We start from the raw sequence: 23850 nt of genomic DNA on the forward strand, positions 1-23850 counted from the left end.
GACAACGGTTGCCAATGCAATGATCTGCCGAATATAGAGGGTTGGTGCGTGGTCTGGGATCGATTTCGCAGACGGTGGGCTCACAGGATGATGACGGTCCGTTCACCGGGCGCGTCGTGATGTGTCCATGCTTTTTCGACCTCGGCCAGCGGGACCGGGCGCGGGCGCACCGATAGTCCGCCGGAGGCGATCGCCTCGGCGACTTCGCGGAGTACCTGATTCAGGGCCTCCTGGGTGATCGAGCCGAATCCGCTGCCCAGGATGCGGAAGGCGTTGGAACGCAGCGCATGCCCGGACAGGGTGATCTCCGGGCCGCCCATGCCGCCGATCTGCACCCAGTCGAGCAACCGGGTGTGTTGAGTGCGGGCGCCGAGGACGGCTTGCATGGCCAGTTGGGTCGGCGGACCCCACAGGTAGTCCAGGACGACGTCGACCTCGGCCGCTGCCGCAGCAAGCGCTGCCGAGGTCCGGTCCTGCTCGGCGGTGAGCGCAACCACCTCGTCGGCGTGGGATTTCAACTCGTCCAAGCGGTCACGATTGCGGCCCGCGGCCACGATCTTGTCCGCGCCGAGATGACGGGCGACCTGCACGGCCATCGATCCAGCGTTACCGGTGGCACCCAGTACCAGCACCGACTTACCCGGTTCGAAAGGTACGCGGGTGCGCAGCGCACCCCACGAGGACATGGCCGGGTTCATCGTGGCGGCCACCACCGCGGGATCCGCACCGGCCGGTACGGGAATCGCCGCACCCGGGTCGATCAGCAGACGCTGCGCGAGCGTGCCCGCCCCCATCGGCATGACGTAGGCCAGGCTCCCATCGGTCCGGCGCACCACGGCGTCGGCTCCCGCCAAGGCCGGTAACTCGGTGGGGCTGGTGTAGTGCTTACCCGCGGCGATGCCCTTCGTGGCCGGGTGCACTCCGACGGCGAGCACATCCACCACCTCACGGCCGGACTCGGGCTCCGGCGCCGGAATCGACCGGTAGCGCGGCGGCTCATCGAACGACTCCACGAGCGCGGCGTCGACCATGCCTGTCATGCGGCTCCTCCGTTTCCTGCGAGCACACTCTCGAGACCGATACCTCTCCGGAGTTCCGACGGTAATTGCGGTCGAACAGGTCCGATGTCCGCCGCGCCGAGGAGTCTGTGCTCGGCAACGAACACTCGATCACGCGGGCTCCCGAGATGTCCGGTATCCGGAACCCGGATCTGTCTGTGACTCAGAGCGCCGCTCGGGCCTATCTCGCCGACGACAGCCGCGCCCAGGCACCGACCACAGGAACGGTATTCACCTGAGCGAGAACGGATGTCGTGGGCTGCTGCCACGGCGTCTCAGGATCGACAGTACTTCAGTCGTGCTTCGGTTCCCAGATGACGCCGACCACGCGCACGTCGGTGGCCGGATCTTCCTTGCCCTTCGTCCAAATGAACTGCACACGTCCGACTCGGGTATCACCGGTCTTGATGCATAAGGCCGACCCTGTCGGCAGATCTTTCCAGTCCCGCGATTGGATGTTGTAATTCGCGGTGGCGCAGGTCGAATAGCTCGGACTGGCGACCGACGCGAAGCTGGCACCATCGCCAGCAGATACGCCGAAGCTGGGGTCGACAGTGATGGTGACGCTCGAACCTGCCGGGTTTCTGACCCAGAACGAATTGAAGCTGAAGATCGACACGCCCCAGGGGCTGGAACCGCCCATCGACAGCGTGTCGCTGCTGTGGATCGGCGGCTCGCTGTCCGCAGGCGGAACCGGGACCGGCGTGGTTGACGACTGTTGCGCGTCAGGCTGCGGGGCCGCGGCGGATGTTGTGGCCCAAGGCACCACGGTGGTCGGCGGTGGTGACGTGGTATCCGAACTCGTCGAGCACTGAACGGCGGCAGTGAGGACCGATACCGGTATCGCAACGATCGCGGCAACGGCGCCGATCTTCTGCCAGTCGGCCATCGTTGCCCCCCTTTGGAATACCGGCACGCCCGCTCCGGCAACAACCTAACCGAAACCAGCCGTCGAGGCACGGCAACTCGACCCGGACACGTTCGGCCATCTGCCGGAAGTCCGACGCACTGGACGAGCCAATACTCGAACATATGTTCTATCTTTGAGGTAGAGTGCGTCGGGTGAACACACATTCGACTGCACTGGCACCGGATGCTCCGGCACGGAGATGGTCGGAACTGGCCGATGTCGACTTGCTGCGTACCCTCGTCGAGACCGAACGCCGCCGGCGGCGCCTGGGTGCGGCCATGGTCGCGGCCGTCGCCGAGGCCGAGCGCCGCGGCCTCGCCGCCGACACCGGCTACCGAGACACGGCGGAGCTATTGAGCGATCTCCTGCGGATCAGCGCCTCCGAGGCCCGCCGACGAATCGAATACGCCGCTCCCCAGGCCCGCTCGCTCTCCAGAAAGGCGTGGCGAGCGCTGACGACGGCAGGCTGAGGCCGGGTTATTTCGCCGCGCGGCGCAGCAGGTGGCGGATCTCCTCGTCCGGGCACGGGGTGCTCCGGTTCTCCTGCTGGAACGCGCGCCAGAACGCGGACATTGCCGCGGCGGCCGGCGCGTGCCGGGTGAGGAGCGCGGCGGGCCCGTCCCCGATGCCCTCCGGCGGCTTGCCCTCGGCGATGGCGCGCACCATCGCGGCGCGCGTCTCCCGGTCCTCCGGCCGGAGCCCGTACAGGGCGGTGACCAGCCAGATCACCAGGTAGGTGGCGATGTAACCGCTGTCGTAGCTCTGGTTCCGATCGAAGAACGCGGTCTCCTCCGGCGCGAGGTCGAATCCGCGCGAGAGCGCGAGGCCGAAGTCGCCGAAGTAGAGGCGCTGCCCGTCGGTCAGGATGTTCTGGAAGTGCGCGTCGAGATGCAGCAGCCCCCGGCCGTTCATGAACGCGGTTCCTGCGGCCAGTTCCCGCTCCACCATGGCACAGGACCGGTCGGCGACCTCGCCGCCCGCCTCGATCCGGGTGTTCAGCCACTGGTGCAGGTTCTGCGGGATGTACTCCAGGAACAGCACGACGCTCGCCGAAGCGTCCCGCAGCGCCTCGATCCGGTGGCGCACCTGCGGGCGGCCGTCCCAGTAGGCGACGGCGCGATCGATATCGGCGAGTTCCTCCGGCAGCGGCGTCGTGCCCGGCAGCACCCGCCAGTGATACATCAGCGGGAAGCCCTCGTATTCGGCGGCGAGCACCCAATTCGTCGTCATGATGTGCACGGCCAGCTCGCGCCAGGCCCCGAAGCCCGCTCCACCGATCAGCCCCACGCCGTAGTGGTAGAACTGCGGCAGGTCGAACACGTTCGCGGTGGAACGGACGTGCTCCGGACGCCGTTCCAGGTCGGTGAGGGGCACTCGCTTCACGAAGACCGGGGTTCCGGCGACCTCCAGCAGCGCCGACCTCCCGCCGATACCGGCGCCGATCGGCGCGGCCGCATCCACGAGCTCCCGCAATGCGTGATCGCTGTGCAGCGCCAGGGCCGTGGAGACGGCGCCGTGGGCATGCAGGCGCGACATGTCTGCCGTCATTGGCGTGGGATGGGGACGCCCGCGGAGCGGAGTTTCGCCTCGGTGAGCGCCGTCAGGCGAGCCGAGTTCGGTGCCTGGTCCTCGCGGTGGTTGTTGATCAGCCGGTACTGAGTGGAGGCATGCAGGTTCGTGGGATTCCCCAGCAGCGCGGGGTGGGCGAGATAGTGGTCGGCCATGGCGGTCGCGAGTTCTTCGATCCTCGGGTCGTCCGGTTCCCAGGTCTCCGCCTCCAGAGCGCGTTTGGTCAGGTCGACGTACCCGGCGTCGTCGAGCCGGTGGTCGAGCTGGGCCAGGAAGTTGTCGAAACCCTCCGGCATCAGCGCCCGGGTCAGTACCAGGGCCTCGCGCTGGGCGGCCACGTAGTCGGGACCGAAGCCGAGGGCGGACATGCGGTCCAGGATCGCGCAGGCACGGTCGGGCAGCAGGGCTCGGTCGCCGTCGGCCAGACGGTGCAGCGTGTCGCGCCGCGCGATCAGGTCGGCGATCCGATCGGTCAGCTGCTGCTCGGCGGCGACGAGCGCGGCCGCGAACTGCTCGGCGTCGGCGTCGAGCAAAGGGCCGATCTCGGCCAGCGGCACGCCGGCGGTGGCCAGCGTCCGAATCTGCACCAGCCGCAACAACTCTGCCGACCCGTACCGCCGGTAGCCGGAGCTGTCGCGTTCCGGCTCCTCGACCAGGCCGAGCTTGTGGTAGTGCCGCACCGTCTTCACCGTGACGCCGACGAACGCCGCCGCCTGGCCGATCGTGACCTCGTGCCTCATTTGTTCAGCCTGCCTTGTGCTCGGCGACCGTGCACACGATCGCCGAGCTGATGGACGGTCACAGATGTTCAGTCCGTCGGCTGAGCGGGTTCGGCCTGCCCACCGAAAAACTTGTCTACGAGCCGCAGTTGGGCGCTCCGGAATCCTGTCGCGTTGGACAGGTCCGCGTCGTCCACATAGTTCAGCGCCCCGGTCAGGGTCTTGCTGCCGTCCGGTGTGCTGTACATCAGCGCGAAAGCGCCCACGTTGCCGCCGTTGTGGGTGATGACGGTGCCGGAGCCGGTGTCCCACACGAACACTCCCAGGCCGTAGTCCATGTTCGGGATGCCCGTCGGGTGCGGCGTGCGCATTTCGGCGAGCAGCTCGGCGGGCAGCAGCTTGCCGCCGTTCAGCGCGGAGATGAAGGTGTGCAGATCTTGGATGGTCGAGATCATGTCACCGCCGGTGCAGATCCAGGACGGGTTGTAGCGGGACACTTCGACCGTCTGCTGCCGGCCGCCGTCCTCGTACCGGTAGTAGGCGCCGGCGTGCGGCTCGGGGATCTCCGCCGAAATGTCCGGCACGACCGTGCCCGACAGTCCGAGCGGCCCCAGGATCCGCCGCTGCATCTCCTCTACGAGCGAGCGGCCGGTGACCTTCTCGATCAGCAGCCGGGCCAGCACGTAGTTGGTGTTGGAATAGCTCCAGCCCGCACCCGGCTCGAACCGCACCGGCCGGGACAACGACAACCGCACCAGCTCCTCGGGTCGGTAGGTCCGGAATCGGTTGTCCAGCCACTCTTTACCCGTCGTGCCGAAGGGGAGGGGGACCCCCATCACGACCGTCCCGTCGTCGTAGACCTCGCCGGTGAAGTTGAACAGCCCGCTGGTGTGCTGCAACAGCATCCGCACCGTGATCCGCTCGTCCAGCTCGAATTCGGGCAGATAGCCCGCCACCGGGTTGTCCAGCCCGATCGCGCCCTCGCCCACCAACTGCAGCACCAGAGTCGCGGTGAAAGTCTTTGTGTTGCTGCCGATCCGGACATGCCCGTCGATCGGCGGCTTAGCGGTCCCGCCCAGCTCGCTCAGCCCGGCGCTGCCGACCCACTCGCCCCGCTCGTCGTGCACGCGCAGCGTGACCCCGGTGCAGCCGGCTTCGACGATCTCCTCGATCGCCCGCTGCAACTCCGGGCGTTCCTGCCCGCCATCGTTCAGGACTTCGGCGCTCGTGCGGTTCGTGATGGACATGATGACCACTCCTCGAGTCAGTTACTCCGGCTCGGTGTATTCCGTGCCGCTGCGACGAGCGTGCGCCCTGACCCAAGGTCAACCTCAACTGTGATCCAAGTCACTCTCATCCGGTGGTCGGTGCAGAACGTGGCCTTTGCGGTGGGCTTGGCCGTGGCGGTCAGTCGGTGTGCAGGACGAAGAAGAGGAAGCAGAGGAATCTGTTGTCGGGGCTCTCGCCGAGCACCTCGGGGATCAGATCGCGAGCGGCGGGCAGGGCCGGTGGTTCGCTGATGGTGCTGATACGGAAGCCTGCCGCGGCGAAGGCGTCGGTCATCGCGTGCAATGGCCGGTCCCAGAAACTCAGGCGGGCAGTCTGCCCGCCCATGGTCCATTCATCGATCCGATTGCGGATTCCGAAGTAGTTGGTCGAATTCCCGGCCAAGCGCTGCCCGAGGAAATTGGCGAAGGGGTGCTCGACCGAGGCGACGAGGCGACCGCCGGGGACCAGCACGCGTCGCAGCTCGGACAGAGTCGGTCCCCAGTCCTGCAGGTAGTGCAGCACAAGGGACGCGACGACGTCGTCGAATGCACCGTCGGGAAACGGCAGTGGGTCGGCCAAGTCAGCGACCCGCAGGTCCGCCTCGGCGCCGAGGCGTCGTCGCGCATGCTCCAGCATCCGGGCACTCGCATCGATTCCGGTCACGTCGGCGCCACGCTCGCGCAGCGCGGCGAACAGCGGACCCGAGCCGCAACCGGCGTCGAGGATCCGCCGCCCGGTCACGTCGCCGGTGAGGTCCAGGATCGCGGGACGGTTGTAGTGCGCATGGAGGACGCCGGTCTCGTTTTCGGCCGTGTAGCCCTCGGCGATGCTGTCGTAGCCGCTCCCCCGGGCCGAATCAGTGGAAAATGCACGATCGTCTGGAGCCGATGTCATGCGCCCCAACGTATAGTGTCGGCGGCATGATCATCTGGCTGAACGGGACGTTCGGGGCCGGAAAGACCACCACGGCACGTGAATTGGCCACGCTGCTGCCTGGATCGCGGGTCTTCGATACCGAGACGGTCGGGTTCATGCTTCGCCATGTCCTCGCTTCGGAACCTGTCCGGGATTTTCAGGACTGGCAGCCCTGGCGCGCGCTCGTGGTCGCCACGGCCACACAGATTCTCGACTACGTCGGCGGCGTCCTCATCGTTCCCCAGTCCGTTCTCGTCCACCAGTACTGGCGGGAGATCCGCACCGGACTCGAAAATGCCGGCGTCCCTTTGCATCACTTCGTTCTTCACGCCGAGCGCGACGAGTTGCTCCGCCGCATCGAAACCGACGCCATCGAGCCCGGCGCGCGACAGTGGCGGCTGGAGCATCTCGAGGACTACGACGCTGCTCGCGCATGGCACGGTCGGGAGGCCCACATCATCGACACCACGGGCCTGCAGCCACACCAGGTCGCTACCCGCATCGCTGCCGAGGCGGGAGTACCCGGAGGGAACGGCCGTGGTGAAACCTAGTGCGACGCATGCGCTCATCAGCTCGACCGCACCCTGTTGACAGCCAGTGCGGCGCGGCCGCGTGGGTTGATCTGCCAGCGGCCGCGGGTTCGGTTGCGGACGACCAAGCCCCGAGCATCCAAGCAGGCCAGGGTATTTCGGGTGGTCCACCCGGTCAGGGACGCATCGCGGCCGATCTGCGCAACGGTCAGAACTCCCCCGTGGGCGAGAACCGACAGCACCGCTACCTCCGCCGCCTTCACGCCTCGGCTCCCAGGTCCGCCCAGCGATCGAACGACATTCGCGGGCAAGCGGTTTCGATACCCGAGATGTGCATTATCGCGTCGAACTCCAACGCGTTCAGATGGTTCGGAGCCGGGATCAGCACGACATCGACGTCCGAGGTGCGAACCTGGTCGACCAGGCGAAGCATCGAGTCCTCGGGCCACACCAGCTCATATCCGAGCCGACGAGCCAGCCGACGCAGCAGCGCCGCATCCCATTCCGGCGAACTCGATACGTCGGGATCGATCCACCCCAGCGCCGTTGGTCGGCACCTCATGACCTACCCCGCATACCGCTGAATTCACCGATCGAATCCGGTCGTGTGGGTGATTCTTTCGTCATTATCCAGCCCTCGTTCGAATGGTTTGCCGTTGTCGCCGAGCATGGTCCGAACACCCGAGGACGGACACGCCGACGCCGCAAGCTTTCGAAATTCGCGCGAAATGCCAGGACTTGTCATGTGAAAGCGGCTAGCGTTGTCACCTGGCGGGACAAACTTGGCATCGCACAGGGGACGGGACACTATGACCGATGTGACCGAAGCGACCGAGGACGACGAAACCGAAGACACCCGAAGCACATTGCCGCGTCGCCAATTGGGCAGATTGCTCAGGGAGGCCCGCGAGGCCATGGGAATGACCACCGAGACGGCGGCGCGAGCCATGGGGTGCAGCAAGAACGCCGTGAGCCAGCTAGAGCTGGGCCGAGTTCAACGAATCCGAGAACGAGATATCCGGGATTACTGCGACCTGTACGGCATCGAAGATGAAAAGCGCGATTTTGCAATGGAGTTGGCCCGGCAGAAACCGGTCCGATCATGGCTGCACGGGTACGACGACATCATTTCGTCGAAGTTCAATCTGTACACCCAGTTGGAGTCTGCCGCGAGTGCACTCGCGATCTTCCAATCGTTGATGATTCCTGGGCTCTTGCAGACATCCGACTACGCGACCGCCGTAGGTCGCCAGTTCTACACCAACGAAGCGGACGTCGAGCGGAGCGTCAATCTTCGGCTGAAGCGGCAGCACCTTCTGATCAGGACTCGAAAACCGTTGCAGATCAACGTGATTATCACGGAATCGGTCCTCCGGACGATGGTCGGCAGCCCCTCGGTCATGTCGGCTCAGCTCCGTCATGCCGTAGCACTGGCCGCCCGCGACAACGTAACCATCCGGCTGCTGCCGCACCGTGCCGGTCTCCCGCTCGGGTACGGAGCCGCGCCGTTCATCGTCTTGACCTTCCCGAAGGACGGGCGTGGTAGACCGATCGAGCCGTCGACCGTTTTCGCCGAGAACGTCGCCACCGGCGACGTCTACCTGGAACGCCGGGAAGACGTCCGGCGGTGCCGTGAGGCGTTCGATAAGCTGTTCAGGGCATCGTTGGATGCAGGTCCGACACGGGATCTGATGAGAGAGGCTGCAAACAACTATGACCGATTCCGTTGACCTCCCGGGTGCGCACTGGCGTAAGTCCAGCTACAGCGGCGGCAACAGCGAATGCGTAGAGGTCGCCTTAATGAAAGACATTGTCGGCGTTCGAGATTCGAAGAACCCAGACGGCCCGACCCTCGCCTTCACCCCGACCGAGTGGGCCGCCTTCACCACCGGCATCCGAAACAACAAGTACAACAACCCTCCAGCCTGACCACCAACGGCTGTGCAGGGTTGCATAAGTCTTCCATCGGTGCCACCGATCGAAACCGATGCACCGAAGATGCTGTGGGCGTTGGGTTTCCAGTTCGAACAGCCCGGCATCGATCCATGGGGCCGCGGGCTCTGCTCGGGCCTATTGCCTCGGCTGCTCGGCGAGGGCGGCGCGGACGAGGGCGCGGGCTGCCCAGGCCATGGTTTCGATGGCGGGTTCGGGGTCGAGGCCTGCGGTGTCGCGCATCGTGATCATGGCCTCGGCGCCGAACACCATGGTCATGGCGTGCACGAGTCGCTGGAAGCGGTTGTCGCCCAGCTGTTCTCGTAGTGGTTCGAGTGCGAGGGCCGCCATGTCGAGCCGGTTGGTACCGCGTGTGGGAATGCGCTCGGATTCAGGGGTGTCCAGCTGGGCGAACCAGCGGTCGGAGGCAGCGCGGACCACCTCGCGCCACACCACTTCATCGCCGAGCTGGGCTGTCGCCAATGCACGCACGACGATGTCGACGCGTTCTTCCGGATCCGCGGGCAGGTCTTCGAAGCTCACATCGCGGGCGGCCCAGGTTTGCATGATCGCCACGTCGGCCCACAGCGACTGCCGATTGGGAAAGTAGCGATGCGCGGTCGCCAGCGACACCTTCGCCGCGGCGGCGACCTGGGCGACGGTCGGGGACTGCCCCTCGCGGGCCAGGGCGATGGCGGCGTCGATCAGCGCCCGCCGGGTTCGTTGCTTCTGGTTTTCTCTCCCGCCGACAACGAAACCCTCTTGACGTGAGTAGCTCATACTCATCATGATAATCAGGTACTCATAAACAGGTTTGGGGAGGGATCACCATGACTCGTGATGAGATGGACGCGCTGTTCGACCAGCACTGTGCCGCCGAGGCGGCCAAGGACGCGGCCGCCGCGGCCGCCACCCTGACTCCCGACGCCGAGCACGACGTCGTCGGCGACCCACAGGGCGTACTGCGGGATCGGTCGGCCATCATCGAGCGCTACCGCGGGCTGTTCGATGCGCTCACCGAGGAAAAGTTCGTCACGCTACACCGCTACTACGGCGACGATTTCTTCGTCGACGACTCGCAGTGGTCCGGCCGTGTTCCCGGCACGTTCGTCGGGATTCCGGGCGGAAACCGTCCGCTGACCTTCCGCATTCTGCACGTGTGCGAGGTCCGCGACGGCAAGATCAGCCGCGAAAACGTCTGGCTCGACTTCGCGGCCATCATGCAGCAGCTCGCCGTGTGAGCAACGACGTCATGCCTTGCCGAATTCCGGTCGTTCCCAGCACAACCCACTATCCGTCGGTGCGATTGGTGACGGTGAGCGGCGCACCGGTCCAGGGCAGGATTGCGCGATACTGCACCAACTCGCCGTACGGCTCGGTCGTGCCGACCGGAAGACTCGCCAGCCACAGCACATCCCGCGCCGCCTCGTCCGGCGACTGGGCCTGGGACATGTCCGAGAACCACGGACGAGAGGCGTCGGTGTCGACCAGCCCCGGACAGGCGGCGTTGATCAGAACATCCTGTGCCCGAGCCTGTTCGGCGTACTCACGAGCCATGATCCGCACAGCGGCGACCTGCCCGATCTTCGAGGCGATGTTGATGGATTCCGGCCAGCCCGCCGCGCGCGCCTGGCCCGTCTCGACCAACCGGACATAATCGTCCATCACGCCACCCAGTTCATCGAGGCTCAGGTGCTCGGTGTCGAACATGGCATGCAACGGTTCCGGAAGATAGCGCAGCGATCCGAAAGCACTGGCTACCACCAGAAATCGCGCATGCTCGCGCAGCAACGGACCGAAGGCCCGGATCATTCGCACCGCGCCGTGGTTGTTGGTGTCCACGAAGGTCCGCACGCTCTGCGCTTCGGTGCGATCAGCCAGGAGCCGGGCCGCCGCGTTGGAGATCACCAGATCCACGCCACCGTGCCGGGCCCGGATCAGCTCGGCCGCGGTCTGCACCGACTCGTCCTCGGACACGTCGATGATCAGCAGCTCGGGCGAAAGCCCCTCGGCGCGTAGGCCTTCGACCGCGGCCTTGCCGCGCGCCTCGTCACGAGCGCCGAGATACACCGTCCGGCCCGGATGCGCCGCGCACAGTCCCCGTACGAGAGCCAGTCCCAGCCCCTGATTGCCGCCGGTCACCACCGCAGTCGAGTCGATCATGACCCGAGGGTATGACACAGACCAGCGCGGAGCGATCGATATGATCCCGCAGCCGGGAGGTGCCATACCGACCTCTGAAACAGAGTTGTTCGCCCCGTCCCCGACCGCGCTCCGAACTGCGGGATTCCCTGGGACACAGATGTTCCCCTGGTGTCGCTCGAGTCACGGAGTCAGAATCACCTTGCCGACTATCGCTCCACCGGCGGCGCGAACGTCGACAGTGTCCGCCTCGGCCCGCAGCCTTGCGGCCACTTCGAAACCCAGCTCTCGGCCCTCGACGCGGGCGGCCAGCTCGGCCACATGGGCGATCCGTTCGGCGGCCCGGGCATGGACGGCGGGCAGTTCGGACAACGGCAGCCGTTCGGCCACCGCGATCTCCAGATCTCCGGCGTCGACGCGAGCGACCAGCTCAGCGAGCTGAGCGGCGTCGCTGTACGCGAAGGGCCGCACCGCTCGCACCCCGCGCCCGACATCCTCCGGGACGGGAGTGGTCGTGCTGACGTATGTCCCGCCATCGGCGACCAGGTTCGCCAAGCCCATGTTCTCCTCCGGACTGCTGGGCGCCAGGTTCAACACCACGTCGAACCGCTGTCCGGCCACCGCCTGCACGACCGGGGTTTCGGTGTAGTCGATGAGCCGCTGCGCGCCGTAGGAGCGCGTGCGGTCACGGCTGCGCGGGCCGGCGGTCGCGGTCACGGCGGCGCCGGCTCGCACGGCGAGCTGGACGGCGTAGCCGCCCACCGCGCTGCCCGCACCATTGATCAAGACGCTCTGTCCGGACTCGAGACCGGCGTGTTCGAACAACGATTGCCAAGCCGTGAGCCCAACCAAAGGCAGGGCCGCGGCGTCGGCGAGTTCGACGGTGCCGGGAGCAGAAGCCAGTATCTCGGCGGGCGCGGCAACGTACTCGGCGGCCGCGCCGGGCGCGGTCACCGGCAAGACCGCGATGACCGCGTCCCCGACGCTCCAGCCGCTCACCCCCGCACCGACTTCGGCGATGACACCAGCCATGTCGACGTTCGGAATCTGCGGTAGGGCCACCGGGACAACGTCTTGTCGAAAACCCGCGCGCAGCCCGGCGTCCGCGTCGTTGTACGAGGTGCCGGCCACCCGCACCACCACCTGACCCGCATCCGGGGTCGGGCGGTCCGCCTCCTCGTAGACGAGAACATCACTTCCGCCGTAGGAGTGGTACCGCACTGCCTTCATCGACTCTGTGCTGTCCCTACTTGCTTCGGTCATCGGTTTTCCCTTCGCTTCACGGACTGCGGCCACCAGACACCGCATGATCGTTCGCTGTGACAGGAGGTGAGGCAGATCACTGCACCGCCGCAGGTGCAGCGCACGTGGTGTCACACACCACGGGCCGTCGGTGTCTGATGCCGACCCGTTGCACCATCGGGAAGCCGCACCCAAGGAGAAGCTCATGAACCTCGCCCTCTGGATCGTCACCGGGCTGATTGCCGCCCTATCCCTGTTCGGCGGCGCCACCAAAGCGTTCATGCCCAAGGACAAGCTGGACGAACTCGGCAGAAAGTCCGGTGGGGGATGGACCGAGCACGCCAGCGCCGGCGTCGTCAGAACCCTCGGCGGCCTCGAGATCCTGGCCGCGGCCGGCCTGATCCTGCCCGCCGTGCTCGATATCGCACCGGTGATGGTGCCGGTGACCGCCGTCTGCTGGATCCTGTTGATGGTGGGGGCGATGATCACCCACGCCCGTTACGTCCAGTACAAATACGTCGCGCTGAACTTCGTCTACCTCGCCGCTGCCGCCTTCGTAGCCTGGGGCCGTTTCGGTCCTGAGTCGTTCACCGGCTGAAAGTGCCTGCACCCCCGGATGGCTTCGGATGGCTTCGACGCGCTAGGCCGACCCGGATAGATTCACACCTGCGCGTATCCACCGTGGCGAAGAACTCGGCACCGTTGACGTAACTCGACGCGTCCGAGGCGAGGAATGGCGTTCGATCGGAAACAAGCTGCGGCCCGCAGGTGACCTCGCGAACGTCCGCGTCTGCCGAATGCCGGATGTTCGTCCGTACTAATTCGTTGCCGCACTAGGGCATTCGTCCAGCGATACTCTGAGAGATCTGGGTATGGCCGTCAGAGCGCTTCAGGCGCATCCTGTGAAGTGGGCGAGTGTGGTCGGCATTCCGGGTTCTGGCCCGCGAGGAGGAATGCATGGAAAGCGCGCCGAGCAGGACGGCGATGTTCGCGGCCGTGTCACGTGGATTGTTTCGCCTGGAGACGGCGTCGCCGTGGGTACTCGACGATGTGCTGGCCCTGGTGCTCGTCGGCCCGGTATGGCAGCAACTGCGAGACCAGTTCGATCCACTGTTCCCCGACCATGTCCGTCGCGAATCCCGCGCGGCTGTCTGCACCCGCAGCCGGTACGCCGAGGACCGGCTGACTGCTGGCGCCTTCACGCAGTACGTGATCCTCGGCGCGGGGCTCGACTCGTTCGCGTGGCGGCGGCCGGATCTGCTCGACTCGCTGACGGTGTTCGAGGTCGATCACCCCGCCTCCCAGGCCTGGAAGCTCGAGCGGGCCAGGCAGCTCGGCCTGCCGCTGGGCGACTCGCAGGTATTCGTGCCGGCTGATTTCGAGACCGAACCGGTTCACGATGCACTGGGCCCGGCCGGGTTCGACTGGACACAGCCGGCCATGTTCTGCTGGACGGGCGTCGCCCCCTATCTGACCGCACAGGCGATCGAGTCGACGTTGCGCACGATCGCGGCGGCTGCTCCCGGGTCCGAGGTGGTGTTCTCCTACCGGGCCGAGGACTGTGCGCTCGACGACGTCGGGACGGAATTCGCCCGTATCTACACACCGATCGCGGCTTCCGTCGGCGAACCCCTTCAGCCCGGCTGGCCGGTACCCGAGATCGAGAGGCTGACCAGCCGGTGCGGGCTGAAGGTCGTAGACCATCCCACACGTGCAGACCTCCAGCAGCGGTACTTCACCGGCCGTACCGATGACCTGCGCCCCTATACCTTCGAGACCCTGGTCGCCGCACGAGTCACCTGAACGAGCAGGACAAGACCGGCAACTCTCACCCCTCCGCGAGAGCCAGGCGATGACGGTGACCACAGTCAGACGAAGCATCCGCAAATGCCGCGTTGCGGCTATTCGAAGCGGCCAGCGCCCGGCCCACGGAAGATCAACGGGTCCGGGGTCGCTCGGCCGTGTTGTGATCAGATCAGGCGTAGAGTTGACAACCCGAGGCGACAGGAGTTGACGATGTCCCTTCGCGCCAGACCAGCGATAGTCCGGACTGCTGCGATCGCTGTGGCCGTGGGTGTCACCACGCTCTTTGGCACGGCCGGTCAAGCGTTCGCCGACGTCGAACCCGGCGCCTACACGTCCACGACGTGGTCGTCTGGCATTGTGCTCTTGCAACGCGACGCGCGCGTCGAGGGCGGGGACCTGGTCTTGATAGGGCGTTACCCAATTCATTCGACGCCCGACGGTGGTTACGTAGACCTGTTTCCCGGCCACCGAGTCGTAATGATCAGCGACGGACACGGCGGGTACGAGGGCCCGGCGTATTTCGGTGGAGTGGTGATCGGCGCAATCACGCTGACCCCCCAACGCTGACCGATCGACCACCCAATCTCTGATGGGGAGTCGCACTTCCTTGACTATCTGATGCTGCGTGCAGGTTGAACGCACCATAATGCCGCGACCCGCGCGCTCCGAGGGCGTGGCCGATCGGGGCGCGGATGCCGACGAGCCCGACGCACGGCGGCACCCGGCGCGATACCGCTCCGGCCAACTGGACCCGATTCCTCCATCCGGCCGGCAAGCTCGAGTCGGCAGTCCCCACCTCACTGGCTGGGACGTTGCTATGTGCCGGCGAAGAGTCTGTCGAGGTAGTAGTCGATGGCGGCCGCGGCGGCGGCGGGGGTGATGACGTCGAGGTCGAGAAGTGGGGTGAAGCCGGTCAGCGCGAGCAGGAGGTTCGTCTCTATGACCGGATCGCGGTCCGCCGGGATGTGGCCTTCGGTGATCGCCTGCCGGATCAGGCGTTCGGTCAGTGCTCTGCCGTTCCGGAGTCCGAGGCGGGCCCGTTCGTGCAGCTCTGGGTCGTGCAGTGCCTCGAGCACATAGGCGGCACTCATTCGGCTGGTGGCGCGGGCGTCCGCGTGCAGGGGGAGCATCTCCAGGAGGGTCACGCGCAGTGCGTCTCGGGGGTGCGGAGGTGAGTCGAGTCGGTCGAGGCCCTGGGTGATGCGTTGCGAGGTCTGTTCGGCAGCGAACTCCATCGCGAATTCGAGCATCGCTGTGCGAGAAGCGAAATAGTGCTGGACCTGCCCGAGGGAGACGTCCGCCGCGCTGGCGACCTCGCGCATCGTCGCCCGGCTCCAGCCCTGCTGCTCCACCACCCGCCACAGTGCGCGCGCGATGGTTTCGCGGCGTTCCCGGTGGTCGACCTGTTTCGGCACGCGAACCCCTTTCCTTTTTCCATACAGCTGACATAATACAGTTGACTTGGAAAGGAGTGGCGAGAATGACCAGTCAGCAACGGAAGCCCGCATTCGCCTCCCCCGAGCTGGAGACGGCATTTTTCGCGGCCTACGACGCGGTGATGTCATATTGGCCGGTACCGACCGAGACGGTAGATCTTCCGGGTCGGTACGGAACGACACGAGTCACGTCCGCGGGTCCGACCACCGCGCGGTCGCTGGTCCTGCTCCACGGATACGGCGGGACGGCCGGAATGTGGTATCCGGTAGTGGGTTCGCTGGCCGAGGAGCATCACGTGCGGGCCGTGGACACCATCGGCGAGCCGGGCCGCAGTCGACACACCGGCGCCGCCTTGACCAGCATGGACGATCTCGTCGACTGGCTCGCGGAAACCTTCGATCTGCTCGGGCTACCCGCCGCCGATCTGTGCGGCCAGTCGCTGGGCGGGCATCTCGCGCTCCGGTTCGCGCTCGCCCATCCCGAACGGGTGCAGCGGCTGGTCCTGCTCGATCCGCCGCTGGTCTTCACCGGGCTCAGCCCCGAGTTCGAGGAGTTCGGCCGCAACCGCGACCCGCACCCGACCTTCGAGGATGCCCGCGCGATGCTGGCACCGGGCGGACCCGGCAGCGGGCCGGCGGATGTGGAGGCATACCTCGACATGCTCGCTCACGGAGCCGCACACTTCCCGGCCTCGCCGATCGTTCATCCCTACCTGCCGGACGGGCTGACACACCTGCCGGTCCCGACCCTCGTCGCCCTGGCCGGGGCGAGCCAGGTGCACGATTCGGAGGCAGCCGCGGAGGTCGCGCGGCGTGCCGGGGCCCACACGGTGATTCTCCCCGGTGCGGGGCACGGCCTCCTGGCCGACGTCGAACCTGTCCGCAGCCTCGTCCTCGAACACCTCCGGCGAACCGACTCGCCGACCTGACACCGGGCGAGGCTTGTTACCGGGTCGGTGCGGGGAGGCGGATTCCGGGGTGGATGTCGATGGTTTGTATTCGCCAGCCGTGGCTGGTGCGGGTGTAGGTGAGGTCGGCGCTCATGTAGACCGCGCGGGGATCGGCGGCGATGACCGAGGCGATCCAGAACAGCCACGACCCGGTGGCGGTGTCACCGTCGAGGGTGATGGTCGGGTTGAGGAAGGCGTGCATCGCGAACTCGACATGCGCGGTCGCCGCGGGCAGCGCGGCGGCGATCGCGTCAGCGCCGACGGTGGTGCCGATCCCGTCGCTGTGCCATCGCGCGTCGGGGGCGAACAGCTCGCCGATCGCGGCGATGTCGAGGGTTTTCGCGCCGTAGCCGTGGTTGACGGCGTGGGCGTAGCGCGTGGTGAGCGCCTCGATCGCCGCGCGGTCTTCCAGCAGGGCCACGCGCTGCTCGAGCGACAGTGTCTCGGTCATCGGATACCCCGGCCGGCGGGTGCGGCGACGTGGGCGAGGGCGTCGGTCAAGGCCGGAGCCGGGTCGTCGGGTGCTGTGGCGGCACGCCAGGCGATGTAGCCGTCGGGGCGGACCAGGCTCGCGCCGGTGCCGGTAAGGCCGTAGGCGGTATCGAAGCCGTAGCCGTCGACCGGGGTGGCGTCGACCCCGATCCGCACGAATTCCACCGGGATATCGAGGGTTCGGCTCGCGCTGGTCGCGGCGTCGGCCCACCGGGCATCCTCCGACAGCAGCACCCAGCCGCGCTCGAACAGGTCGAGCGTCGAGCATTCCTTGTCGCCCACCGTGATCCACAGGTGCGGGGCGCGGGTGCCGGGTGCGCCCGCCCACTGCTGCGGTGTCTGCGCGGCGGGCAGCTCCGGCCCGGCGCCCAGTACCGCGGCGGAGCGGTACAGCTGGCCCAGTTCGATCGAAACATCGTCCAGCACCGGCACATCCGACTTCGGCGTCTGCAGGTAGGCCTTGTAGTCGGCACGAGCGAAAAGCTGTTCTCGGCGCAGTTCCGCGATCGGGCGGCGTTCGGCGTCGTAGGTTTCCAGCAGCGCCGGTGCCGACTGCCCGGACAGCACCGCGGCCAGCTTCCAGGCCAGGTTGTGCGCGTCGTCGATACCGGTGTTGGCGCCGAACCCCCCACGGTTGGGCGGCAATTGGTGGGCCGCGTCGCCCATCAGGAATACCCGGCCCGCGCTGAAGCGGTCCGCGATCCGGGCGGCGAGTTCCCACCGGCCCGTGGTGACGAGCTCGATCGGGATGTCGGTGCGGCCGATCGCCCGCCGCACCGCGGCGAGCTGCGCCTCGGTGTCGCGTTCTACGTCGTCGCTGAGCATCAGCACCCAGCGGCCGTCGGAGTAGGTGGTGAGGAAGGCGTCGAAATCCGGCTGCCGGATCTCGAATTGGACGACGCCGTGCTCGAGATATTCCTCCAGCGGCGCCCGGAACAGGATGCTGCGCTGCACCGACAGCAGGCCCTCGCCGTGCCGGTCGATGCCCAGCGCCGCGCGCACCGGACTGTCCGCGCCGTCGGCGGCGATCAGATACTGTGCGCGCAAACGGTATTCGCTGCCGTCCTCGCGGCGACGCAAGTTCGCCGTCACGCCGTCCGCGTCCTGGGTGAAGCCGACGAGTTCGGTGCCCTGCCGCAGCTGCGCCCCCAGCGCGGTAGCACGTTCTCGCAGAATGGGTTCCAGCCGATCCTGTGCGATGGCCGTCGCGTGTACCGGCGACTCCTCGGCGCCGTACGCGCCGCCCTTGCCGCCGGGCGTCCACGGATATTCCTCGAACCAGGTGCCGGTCAGGCTCTCCACCCGAGCCCGCCGGGGTGGTTTGGTGCCCTGCAAGCTGCTGGGAATCTCGACCCCGGTCTGCCGGAAATGCTCCAGCGTGCGGGTGGTGTAGCCGATTGCCCGCGGATGCAGCGAGCTGCCGCGATGCTTCTCCACGACCACGACCGGGACGCCCTGCCAGGACAGGAACACCGCCGCGGACAGGCCGACGAGGCTACCGCCGACGATGAGAACCGGTGTGGTTTCGATGTTTTCGCTATTCATGGTGCACTCCTTCGCACGTCGCGTGTCACTCCGGATCGGGTCGCGGAGTGGCGAGGATTCCGTTGATCAGCACCGAGAGACCCCACCCGCCGCGCACTTCGCCGGGGCCGGACAGCAGGTCCGCACCCAGCGCACGGATGCGCGGGTAGCGTTCGGCGTCCGCGCTGTCGACAGCGGCGGCGAGCGCGATCTGCTCGGCGTCGTCGTCCGGGTTCGCGTCGTGGGCCGCCTGCTCGGCTCCGGTCGCGGTGGCGAACTGCAGCAGGACATCCACCGCCCAGGCCGCCCGCCGATCGTCGAGGCCGCCCGCGCGCAGCAGTGCCAGCACGGCCTCCACCAGATCCAGGTAGCGGGCGCCGGACGGCCTGGTCAGCAGCGCCGAATCGGCCAGCGGCGGATACCGCATCAGAACCCGCACGTACGACCAGAGCACCTGCCGCAGCCGATCCTCCCAATCGCCTTCGGCCGCAGCCGGACTCAGATCCACCGCAGCGAGCAGCTCGTCGAGCACCGCCGCGCGCAGCTCCGCCGCGTTGCGGAAGTACACGTACAGCGAGGCCGCGCCGGTATCGAGCTCGGCGGCCAGCCGCCGCATGGTGACCTTCTCCAAACCCTCGGCGTCCATCACCGCGACCGCCGCCGCGACGATGCCCGCACGGGTCAACGCCGGTTTGGCCGGCCGCTCCCGGCGGCTCCGGGCAACTCTCGGTTCCTCACTCACACCACCCACCATAACGAACATGTTCGTTACGAACAAGGTCGTAACGAACATGTTCGCTGTGACATGGCGGACACGCGGCACCGCTGGTCCAGGGCAGCGGCCCGCTCAGCCGAGTCCCGAATCGTTCAGTTGGACTCGTAGATGCGGCGGTGGTGCGAGAGTCCGGCCAAGCGGTACGGGGCCGCGGTTTCGCGGGGGATCTCATGGTCGCCGCCGTCGCGCGGCAGCTCCCGGTCGTGGAGTTCGCGGTAGCGGGCGAAGTCGATGGGCCGGCGGCGCTGGAGCGTCGCGGTGTGGGCGGAGGTGCGCAGGTGGTTGCGGTAGCCCGGAACTACTGTGCCGCCGAAGAATTCGGCTACGCAGCCGGAGCCGTAGCTGAAGAAGGCGATCGGGGCGTCGGTCAGGTCGGCGGAGTGGTCGAGCAGGGAGGCCAGGCCGAGGTACATCGACGCGGTGTAGCTGTTGCCGACGACTCGGTTGTAGTGCGTGGTCGGGACGACCGCGGCCCGCAGCTCCTCGTCGGAACCCTCCAGGCCCGTGCAGGTCGCCAGGTGGCGGTGCCCCTTGTGGGCCATCTTGGTGAACGGCTGGTGGTAGCAGAACGCCGTGAACTCCCGGACGTCGCGGCCGCCGCGCTCGGTGTAGTCCTTCCACGCGCCCTCGACCGCCTGCAGGTAGGCCGTGATCGAGGCCTGGCCGTCGACGAGGGCGGCGGTGCGGTAGTTGGGCCGCCAGAAGTCCATGATGTCGGCGGTGTAGAGGCCCGACGGCCGCTCGATCCGCAGCAGCGCCGGATCCGCGCCCACCAGCATCGCCACCGCCGCGGCCCCCTGGGTGGCCTCCCCCGCGCTGCCGAGCTCGTACTTGGCGATATCGGTGGTGATCACCAGCACCCGCTGCGACGGGTCCAGATGCACCAGGGCCAGGGCGAATTGGAGCGCGGCCGTGCCGCTGTAGCAGGCCTGCTTCAGCTCCACCGCGCGAGTTGCGGCGGGCAGGCCGAGCAGCGAACTCACATACACCCCAGCCGATTTCGACTGATCGATCGAGGTCTCGGTGGCCAGCAGCACGGTCCGGATGTCGTCGGGGCCGTGCCGGTCGATGATCGGCCGGGCCGCGGCGGCGGCCATCGTCACGATGTCCTCGTCGGGCGCGGCGATGCTCATGGCGTCCTGGCCGATGCCGCGGTGATACTTGCCGACCTCGACCCCGGTCTCGTCGGCCAGCACCTGGTGGGTCAGCACGTAATGCGAAGTCGCGAACGATAAGTCGTGGATTCCATAGGTTTCGGTCATCACCGATCACTCCCCGAGTCTTGCGATACCAGTTCTCGTTCCAGCCGCACATGGGCGTGCATAAGTTCGCCGGGATTGGTCTGCGCCGCGAGCAGAGACAGCTCGCCGCACAGCACCGCGGCGGCGGCGAGCACGGCCAGCCGCCGCGCATTGGCACCCGGCTCCCGCTCGGCCCGGCACCCCAGCCGCGCCAGGTTCTCCTCCACGAAGTCCAGGCCCTTGCCGTTGCCGACGGTGCCGACGATGAGATTGGGCAGGGTGCAGGAGAAGTAGAGATCACCGTCGCGGTCCTCGGCGAGCGTGACACCCTGCGAACCCTCGACGATATTCGCGGCGTCCTGGCCGGTGGCGAGGTAGAACCCGAGCAGCATGTTCGCGTAATGCGCGTTCGCGGAACGGATTCCGCCCGCGAGCAGGGTGCCGACCAGATTCTTGCGCAGGTTCAGCGTCGCCACCTGCGCCGCGGTGGTGCGCAGCACCTCCTCGACGACCGCGCGGGGAATCAGCAGTTCGGTGACCACGTTCTTGCCCCGGCCCAGGATGCCGTTGACCGCGGTGGCCTTCTTGTCGGTGCAGTAGTTGCCCGAGATCGACGCGTACGCCACACCGGGCACGCGGTCGAGGATGAGCCGCGTCAGCCGGTCCGCGGCCAACGTGGCCATATTGTGGCCGGACGCGTCGCCGGTGGTGAATTCGAAGCGCAGGAACAGCAGGTTGGCCGCGATCTCGTGCCGCATGCCGATCAGCCGGGCGAACCGGCTGCTGTCCTCGACCGCCGCCTGCAGCTCGCCGAATTCGGCGTCGAGCTGCCGCACGGCGGCCAGCGCGGCACCGGAGTCGCGCGCCTCGAGCAGGATGGAGCGGGTCATGCGCTCGTCGACCAGCGTCGCGCGAATGCCCTCCTCGCACAGCATCGATACCTTCGCGCCGCGCCCGACCGACGGCCACAGCGGGGTCTCGTAGGTGGCGAGCGGAACCGCTGTCTCGGTCCGGGCCACATTGCCCGAAATCCGGATCGGCCCAACCCATTTCAGGGGGACGCTCGCCGCGGATGGAGTAGTCATGATGTCCTCTCGTCTGCCGGTGCGCTCGTCACACCGGCACGGCGGGGGTGGTGCGGATCGCGGGCGCGGTGCGCGCCCGGCGGGTGGCGAGATCGCCGACGGCGATCCCGCGGGCGGCGCAGAATGCCGCGAGCTCGCCGCGGACGACGACATCGCAGTCGGCCAGTGCGGCGGGCGTCGCGGCGCCCAGCGTCGTCATCAGGGCCGCCAGCTGGTCGACCCAGGTGGTGATGTCCTCGACGAGTGCCGCCGGGCCCCGGTCCACCAGCGTGGCGAGGAACCGGCCGGACACCCCGACCGCGACCGCGCCCAAGGCGAGCCCGCGGACCACGTCGAGGGGATGCCGCACGCCGCCGGAGGCCAGCAGCGGCACGCCGAGCCCGGCCGAGTCGAGCAGGCAGGCCGGGGCGGACTGCCCCCAGTCGGCGAGAAACCGGTACTCCCCACCCGGGCGGCGGCCGTTCTCGATCATGGCGAAGTTGGTGCCCCCACGGCCCGCGACATCGGCCGCGGCCACCCCGAGATCGCTTAGCAGCGCGACGGTTTCGCGGCTGAGGCCGAAGCCCACCTCCTTCACGATCACCGGGACCGAGACGCCGCCCGCGATGCGTTCGATCGCGCTCGCCCACTCCCGGAACGACCGGTCGCCCTCCGGCATCACCGTCTCCTGCACGGAGTTCAGGTGAATCTGCAGCGCGTCGGCCTCCAGCAGGTCCACCGCGCGGCGTGCGTCGTCGAGTCCGATGGTGGCGTTGATGTTCGCCAGCACGAATCCGTCCGGATTCTCCCGGCGCACAACGCGAAACGTGTCGGCGGTCGAGGAGTCGGCGAGGAAGGCGCTCTGCGAGCCGGTGGCGATCGCGACGCCGGTCTCGCGGGCGGCGACGGCGAGTTCGCGGTTGAGCCGCCCGGTCGCCGCGCTGCCGCCGGTCATGGCGTTGATGTAAATCGGTACCCGCCAGCGCATTCCGGCGACCGTGGTGGTCAGGTCGACCTCGCGGCGGTCGATGCCCGTCAGCGCGTGGTGGACCAGGCGCACATCGTCGAATTCGTTCGGCTGTTCCGGCTGCCGCCGCTGCTCGGCGGCGAGCCGCACATGATCGTCCTTACGATTGCTGATCAACGGGTGTTCCTTCCGGGTAGGCAACGGCGAGCGGCAGCGGTCGAATGTCGGCCGCCCGCCAGCGGTCGGTCAGTTCGGTCCGGCGGTCCGGGTCGCCGGTGCCGAGCAGGGCGATCCCGCAGTCACCGCCCCCGGCCCCGGAGGGTTTGGCGGCGCCGCCCGCCGTCTCCGCGGCGGCGCACAGTGCCGCCAGCCGTTCGGTGAAGATGCCCAGGCCGGTCGCGGTGTCCAGCCCGGTCAGCAGGCGCCGCGCGCGATGGATCTGCCGCAGTAGTTCGTCGGGATGCTCGCCGCGCAGCGCCGCCGCGACCCCCCGGACGCATTCGTCGCTGTTCCGAGCGAAGCGCGCGTATCCGGCTGTGCGCCACCAGTTCCTGGTGTCGAGCGCGGCGATGCGATCGGCGGTGAGGGCGGGCGTACCCGTCCAGCCGACGAGCAGGTCGGCACCGGCCGGGGCGGGCAGCCGCCGCACCGCCAGTCCCGGCCATCGCGCGCGCAGTGCGGCGCCGACGCCGTCGCGCCCGACCAGGGTGCGGATCTGCGCGCGATCGGGCGAGCGGTAGGCGATCCAGCCGCCGAAGGCGCTCGCGGCCAGGTCCGCGCCCGACGAGCGCGCATCGATCCGGACCGTCGCGATCATCGCCAGCCGGAACAGCTCCCCCGCCGACAGCCGCATGCCGTGGAATGCCGAGACCGCCGCGGCCACAGCCACTGTGACGGCGGCGCTGGAGCCCAGCCCGTACTTGACGCCGCCGTCGTGCAGGGCGCTGTCGATCCGCACCTCCACCGCCGCGGGCCGCTGCCCGAACTCGGCGACCCACTGTTCGACGGTCTCGATGGCCGAGACCGCGTGCCGCACCCCGCTGGAATCCCCCGACAGGGTCGTGCCGGTGCGCTCGAATCGCCGTGCGCCCGCGGCCATATCGGAAACGATGCAGACATCGGAACCCGGGCCCGCGGTGGCGGTCGCCGTCACGTACCGGTCCACGGCGACCAGCACGGCGGCCTGCCCCGGCTCCACAACCGCGAATTCCCCTGCGATGAACAACTTTCCGGGCGCCCGGCGTGTAATCGTCGCCTTCTCTCCACCATCACCCGGGCGCGCAAACGCCGTCACCCCACCCTCACCCGG

General features: G+C 67.7%; 28 protein-coding genes. 9 read left to right on the forward strand and 19 right to left on the reverse strand.

The genetic code is table 11. From position 1 onward, the window contains the following. Positions 1–80: 80 nt before the first annotated feature. Together NM1_RS25560 and NM1_RS42510 are read right to left on the reverse strand one after the other, a co-directional pair. Complete coding sequence (locus NM1_RS25560) at positions 81–1040, reverse strand: quinone oxidoreductase family protein (protein WP_211339413.1); 960 nt, start codon at positions 1038–1040, stop codon at positions 81–83. Positions 1041–1350: 310 nt separating this feature from the next. Continuing rightward, positions 1351–1947, reverse strand: coding sequence for a hypothetical protein (locus NM1_RS42510; RefSeq protein ID WP_147288999.1), 597 nt, complete (start codon positions 1945–1947; stop codon positions 1351–1353). Between the two features lie 173 nt (positions 1948–2120). On the opposite strand from NM1_RS42510, the gene NM1_RS25570 reads away from it, so the two are divergent. After that, positions 2121–2438, forward strand: coding sequence for a DUF222 domain-containing protein (locus tag NM1_RS25570; protein WP_246011377.1), 318 nt, complete (start codon positions 2121–2123; stop codon positions 2436–2438). A gap of 7 nt (positions 2439–2445) precedes the next feature. On the opposite strand, the gene NM1_RS25575 is transcribed toward NM1_RS25570, so the two are convergent. From NM1_RS25575 to NM1_RS25590, 4 genes are all read right to left on the reverse strand, one after another. Beyond that, positions 2446–3504 (reverse strand): protein kinase family protein, encoded by a 1059-nt coding sequence (locus NM1_RS25575; RefSeq protein WP_246011378.1) that lies wholly within the window; start codon positions 3502–3504, stop codon positions 2446–2448. An 8-nt stretch (positions 3505–3512) separates the two neighbouring features. Then, entirely contained in the window at positions 3513–4277 is a 765-nt protein-coding gene (locus NM1_RS25580; protein WP_068024823.1) for a MerR family transcriptional regulator, read from the reverse strand. A gap of 68 nt (positions 4278–4345) precedes the next feature. Next, positions 4346–5503 carry a serine hydrolase domain-containing protein gene (locus NM1_RS25585; protein ID WP_068024978.1) on the reverse strand — a complete coding sequence of 386 codons (1158 nt, stop codon included), beginning with the start codon at positions 5501–5503 and terminating at the stop codon, positions 4346–4348. Between the two features lie 160 nt (positions 5504–5663). Continuing rightward, entirely contained in the window at positions 5664–6419 is a 756-nt protein-coding gene (locus NM1_RS25590) for a class I SAM-dependent methyltransferase (RefSeq protein ID WP_068024826.1), read from the reverse strand. Positions 6420–6445: 26 nt separating this feature from the next. Between NM1_RS25590 and NM1_RS25595 the strand changes: the two genes are divergently transcribed. Further along, positions 6446–6991 carry a P-loop nucleotide/nucleoside kinase family protein gene (locus NM1_RS25595; protein WP_068024830.1) on the forward strand — a complete coding sequence of 182 codons (546 nt, stop codon included), beginning with the start codon at positions 6446–6448 and terminating at the stop codon, positions 6989–6991. Between the two features lie 17 nt (positions 6992–7008). Here the strand turns inward: NM1_RS25595 and NM1_RS25600 are convergent, their stop codons facing one another. Both NM1_RS25600 and NM1_RS25605 read right to left on the reverse strand, forming a co-directional pair. Further along, on the reverse strand, positions 7009–7233 hold the full coding sequence (locus NM1_RS25600; RefSeq protein ID WP_068024833.1) for an IclR family transcriptional regulator: 225 nt from the start codon (positions 7231–7233) through the stop codon (positions 7009–7011). Next, positions 7230–7532 (reverse strand): hypothetical protein, encoded by a 303-nt coding sequence (locus NM1_RS25605; protein ID WP_068024836.1) that lies wholly within the window; start codon positions 7530–7532, stop codon positions 7230–7232. Before NM1_RS25605 ends, NM1_RS25600 begins: the two co-directional genes overlap by 4 nt. 247 nt (positions 7533–7779) lie before the next feature. Here NM1_RS25605 and NM1_RS25610 point away from each other — a divergent pair, with 247 nt between their 5' ends. Both NM1_RS25610 and NM1_RS41485 read left to right on the forward strand, forming a co-directional pair. Continuing rightward, positions 7780–8700 carry a helix-turn-helix domain-containing protein gene (locus NM1_RS25610; RefSeq protein ID WP_068024838.1) on the forward strand — a complete coding sequence of 307 codons (921 nt, stop codon included), beginning with the start codon at positions 7780–7782 and terminating at the stop codon, positions 8698–8700. Continuing rightward, on the forward strand, positions 8684–8899 hold the full coding sequence (locus NM1_RS41485; RefSeq protein ID WP_084520019.1) for a DUF397 domain-containing protein: 216 nt from the start codon (positions 8684–8686) through the stop codon (positions 8897–8899). Before NM1_RS25610 ends, NM1_RS41485 begins: the two co-directional genes overlap by 17 nt. Before the next feature lie 141 nt (positions 8900–9040). Here the strand turns inward: NM1_RS41485 and NM1_RS25615 are convergent, their stop codons facing one another. Next, entirely contained in the window at positions 9041–9682 is a 642-nt protein-coding gene (locus tag NM1_RS25615) for a TetR family transcriptional regulator (RefSeq protein ID WP_084520020.1), read from the reverse strand. A 50-nt stretch (positions 9683–9732) separates the two neighbouring features. On the opposite strand from NM1_RS25615, the gene NM1_RS25620 reads away from it, so the two are divergent. Then, the gene (locus NM1_RS25620; protein WP_084520021.1) at positions 9733–10143 is read left to right on the forward strand and encodes an ester cyclase; all 411 of its coding nucleotides are present in this window, start codon (positions 9733–9735) and stop codon (positions 10141–10143) included. Between the two features lie 49 nt (positions 10144–10192). Here the strand turns inward: NM1_RS25620 and NM1_RS25625 are convergent, their stop codons facing one another. Both NM1_RS25625 and NM1_RS25630 read right to left on the reverse strand, forming a co-directional pair. Further along, complete coding sequence (locus NM1_RS25625) at positions 10193–11065, reverse strand: SDR family NAD(P)-dependent oxidoreductase (RefSeq protein WP_068024843.1); 873 nt, start codon at positions 11063–11065, stop codon at positions 10193–10195. A gap of 162 nt (positions 11066–11227) precedes the next feature. Beyond that, a complete protein-coding gene (locus NM1_RS25630; RefSeq protein ID WP_068024848.1) occupies positions 11228–12307 on the reverse strand; it encodes an NADP-dependent oxidoreductase in 1080 nt (359 codons plus the stop codon). Positions 12308–12491: 184 nt separating this feature from the next. Here NM1_RS25630 and NM1_RS25635 point away from each other — a divergent pair, with 184 nt between their 5' ends. The 3 genes from NM1_RS25635 to NM1_RS25645 all read left to right on the forward strand — a co-directional run bounded on the left by NM1_RS25635 (position 12492) and on the right by NM1_RS25645 (position 14659). Further along, positions 12492–12884: a DoxX family protein gene (locus NM1_RS25635; RefSeq protein ID WP_068024850.1), complete on the forward strand. Its 393-nt coding sequence runs from the start codon at positions 12492–12494 to the stop codon at positions 12882–12884. A gap of 359 nt (positions 12885–13243) precedes the next feature. Then, on the forward strand, positions 13244–14089 hold the full coding sequence (locus tag NM1_RS25640; RefSeq protein WP_068024984.1) for a class I SAM-dependent methyltransferase: 846 nt from the start codon (positions 13244–13246) through the stop codon (positions 14087–14089). A gap of 267 nt (positions 14090–14356) precedes the next feature. Then, on the forward strand, positions 14357–14659 hold the full coding sequence (locus NM1_RS25645; protein ID WP_307719334.1) for a hypothetical protein: 303 nt from the start codon (positions 14357–14359) through the stop codon (positions 14657–14659). A gap of 248 nt (positions 14660–14907) precedes the next feature. On the opposite strand, the gene NM1_RS25650 is transcribed toward NM1_RS25645, so the two are convergent. Further along, positions 14908–15507, reverse strand: a complete 600-nt coding sequence (locus tag NM1_RS25650) for a TetR/AcrR family transcriptional regulator (RefSeq protein WP_068024858.1) — start codon at positions 15505–15507, stop codon at positions 14908–14910. Between the two features lie 65 nt (positions 15508–15572). On the opposite strand from NM1_RS25650, the gene NM1_RS25655 reads away from it, so the two are divergent. Continuing rightward, a complete protein-coding gene (locus NM1_RS25655; RefSeq protein ID WP_068024861.1) occupies positions 15573–16457 on the forward strand; it encodes an alpha/beta fold hydrolase in 885 nt (294 codons plus the stop codon). Positions 16458–16473: 16 nt separating this feature from the next. Here the strand turns inward: NM1_RS25655 and NM1_RS25660 are convergent, their stop codons facing one another. The 7 genes from NM1_RS25660 to NM1_RS25690 form a co-directional block, all read right to left on the reverse strand. Further along, positions 16474–16929, reverse strand: a complete 456-nt coding sequence (locus tag NM1_RS25660; protein ID WP_068024864.1) for a nuclear transport factor 2 family protein — start codon at positions 16927–16929, stop codon at positions 16474–16476. Further along, positions 16926–18515, reverse strand: a complete 1590-nt coding sequence (locus NM1_RS25665) for an FAD-dependent monooxygenase (RefSeq protein ID WP_068024866.1) — start codon at positions 18513–18515, stop codon at positions 16926–16928. Before NM1_RS25665 ends, NM1_RS25660 begins: the two co-directional genes overlap by 4 nt. Before the next feature lie 25 nt (positions 18516–18540). Further along, positions 18541–19236 carry a TetR/AcrR family transcriptional regulator gene (locus NM1_RS25670; protein WP_211339414.1) on the reverse strand — a complete coding sequence of 232 codons (696 nt, stop codon included), beginning with the start codon at positions 19234–19236 and terminating at the stop codon, positions 18541–18543. Positions 19237–19361: 125 nt separating this feature from the next. After that, on the reverse strand, positions 19362–20531 hold the full coding sequence (locus NM1_RS25675) for a hydroxymethylglutaryl-CoA synthase (protein WP_068024872.1): 1170 nt from the start codon (positions 20529–20531) through the stop codon (positions 19362–19364). After that, positions 20531–21595: a hydroxymethylglutaryl-coenzyme A reductase family protein gene (locus NM1_RS25680; protein WP_068024874.1), complete on the reverse strand. Its 1065-nt coding sequence runs from the start codon at positions 21593–21595 to the stop codon at positions 20531–20533. The genes NM1_RS25675 and NM1_RS25680 overlap by 1 nt, the downstream gene beginning before the upstream one ends. Positions 21596–21623: 28 nt before the next feature. Then, positions 21624–22718, reverse strand: a complete 1095-nt coding sequence (gene fni / locus NM1_RS25685) for a type 2 isopentenyl-diphosphate Delta-isomerase (protein ID WP_068024877.1) — start codon at positions 22716–22718, stop codon at positions 21624–21626. Continuing rightward, the gene (locus NM1_RS25690; RefSeq protein ID WP_068024880.1) at positions 22702–23835 is read right to left on the reverse strand and encodes a phosphomevalonate kinase; all 1134 of its coding nucleotides are present in this window, start codon (positions 23833–23835) and stop codon (positions 22702–22704) included. Before NM1_RS25690 ends, fni begins: the two co-directional genes overlap by 17 nt. Positions 23836–23850: the final 15 nt, after the last annotated feature.

The organism is Nocardia mexicana NBRC 108244 (genome assembly GCF_001613165.1).
GTDB lineage: Bacteria > Actinomycetota > Actinomycetes > Mycobacteriales > Mycobacteriaceae > Nocardia > Nocardia mexicana.

What these genes read in the sequence shown, in the direction of transcription:
- NM1_RS25655 (WP_068024861.1), top strand. Translation starts at nt 15,573, where the DNA reads ATGACCAGTCAGCAACGGAAGCCCGCATTCGCCTCCCCCGAGCTGGAG.
- NM1_RS25605 (WP_068024836.1), bottom strand. Translation starts at nt 7,532, where the DNA reads ATGAGGTGCCGACCAACGGCGCTGGGGTGGATCGATCCCGACGTATCG.
- NM1_RS25680 (WP_068024874.1), bottom strand. Translation starts at nt 21,595, where the DNA reads ATGACTACTCCATCCGCGGCGAGCGTCCCCCTGAAATGGGTTGGGCCG.
- NM1_RS25615 (WP_084520020.1), bottom strand. Translation starts at nt 9,682, where the DNA reads ATGAGCTACTCACGTCAAGAGGGTTTCGTTGTCGGCGGGAGAGAAAAC.
- NM1_RS25665 (WP_068024866.1), bottom strand. Translation starts at nt 18,515, where the DNA reads ATGAATAGCGAAAACATCGAAACCACACCGGTTCTCATCGTCGGCGGT.
- NM1_RS25630 (WP_068024848.1), bottom strand. Translation starts at nt 12,307, where the DNA reads ATGACCGAAGCAAGTAGGGACAGCACAGAGTCGATGAAGGCAGTGCGG.
- NM1_RS25610 (WP_068024838.1), top strand. Translation starts at nt 7,780, where the DNA reads ATGACCGATGTGACCGAAGCGACCGAGGACGACGAAACCGAAGACACC.
- NM1_RS25595 (WP_068024830.1), top strand. Translation starts at nt 6,446, where the DNA reads ATGATCATCTGGCTGAACGGGACGTTCGGGGCCGGAAAGACCACCACG.
- NM1_RS41485 (WP_084520019.1), top strand. Translation starts at nt 8,684, where the DNA reads ATGACCGATTCCGTTGACCTCCCGGGTGCGCACTGGCGTAAGTCCAGC.
- NM1_RS25585 (WP_068024978.1), bottom strand. Translation starts at nt 5,503, where the DNA reads ATGTCCATCACGAACCGCACGAGCGCCGAAGTCCTGAACGATGGCGGG.
- NM1_RS25635 (WP_068024850.1), top strand. Translation starts at nt 12,492, where the DNA reads ATGAACCTCGCCCTCTGGATCGTCACCGGGCTGATTGCCGCCCTATCC.
- NM1_RS25660 (WP_068024864.1), bottom strand. Translation starts at nt 16,929, where the DNA reads ATGACCGAGACACTGTCGCTCGAGCAGCGCGTGGCCCTGCTGGAAGAC.
- NM1_RS25675 (WP_068024872.1), bottom strand. Translation starts at nt 20,531, where the DNA reads ATGACCGAAACCTATGGAATCCACGACTTATCGTTCGCGACTTCGCAT.
- NM1_RS25590 (WP_068024826.1), bottom strand. Translation starts at nt 6,419, where the DNA reads ATGACATCGGCTCCAGACGATCGTGCATTTTCCACTGATTCGGCCCGG.
- NM1_RS25580 (WP_068024823.1), bottom strand. Translation starts at nt 4,277, where the DNA reads ATGAGGCACGAGGTCACGATCGGCCAGGCGGCGGCGTTCGTCGGCGTC.
- NM1_RS42510 (WP_147288999.1), bottom strand. Translation starts at nt 1,947, where the DNA reads ATGGCCGACTGGCAGAAGATCGGCGCCGTTGCCGCGATCGTTGCGATA.
- NM1_RS25640 (WP_068024984.1), top strand. Translation starts at nt 13,244, where the DNA reads ATGGAAAGCGCGCCGAGCAGGACGGCGATGTTCGCGGCCGTGTCACGT.
- NM1_RS25620 (WP_084520021.1), top strand. Translation starts at nt 9,733, where the DNA reads ATGACTCGTGATGAGATGGACGCGCTGTTCGACCAGCACTGTGCCGCC.
- NM1_RS25575 (WP_246011378.1), bottom strand. Translation starts at nt 3,504, where the DNA reads ATGTCGCGCCTGCATGCCCACGGCGCCGTCTCCACGGCCCTGGCGCTG.
- NM1_RS25560 (WP_211339413.1), bottom strand. Translation starts at nt 1,040, where the DNA reads ATGACAGGCATGGTCGACGCCGCGCTCGTGGAGTCGTTCGATGAGCCG.
- NM1_RS25625 (WP_068024843.1), bottom strand. Translation starts at nt 11,065, where the DNA reads ATGATCGACTCGACTGCGGTGGTGACCGGCGGCAATCAGGGGCTGGGA.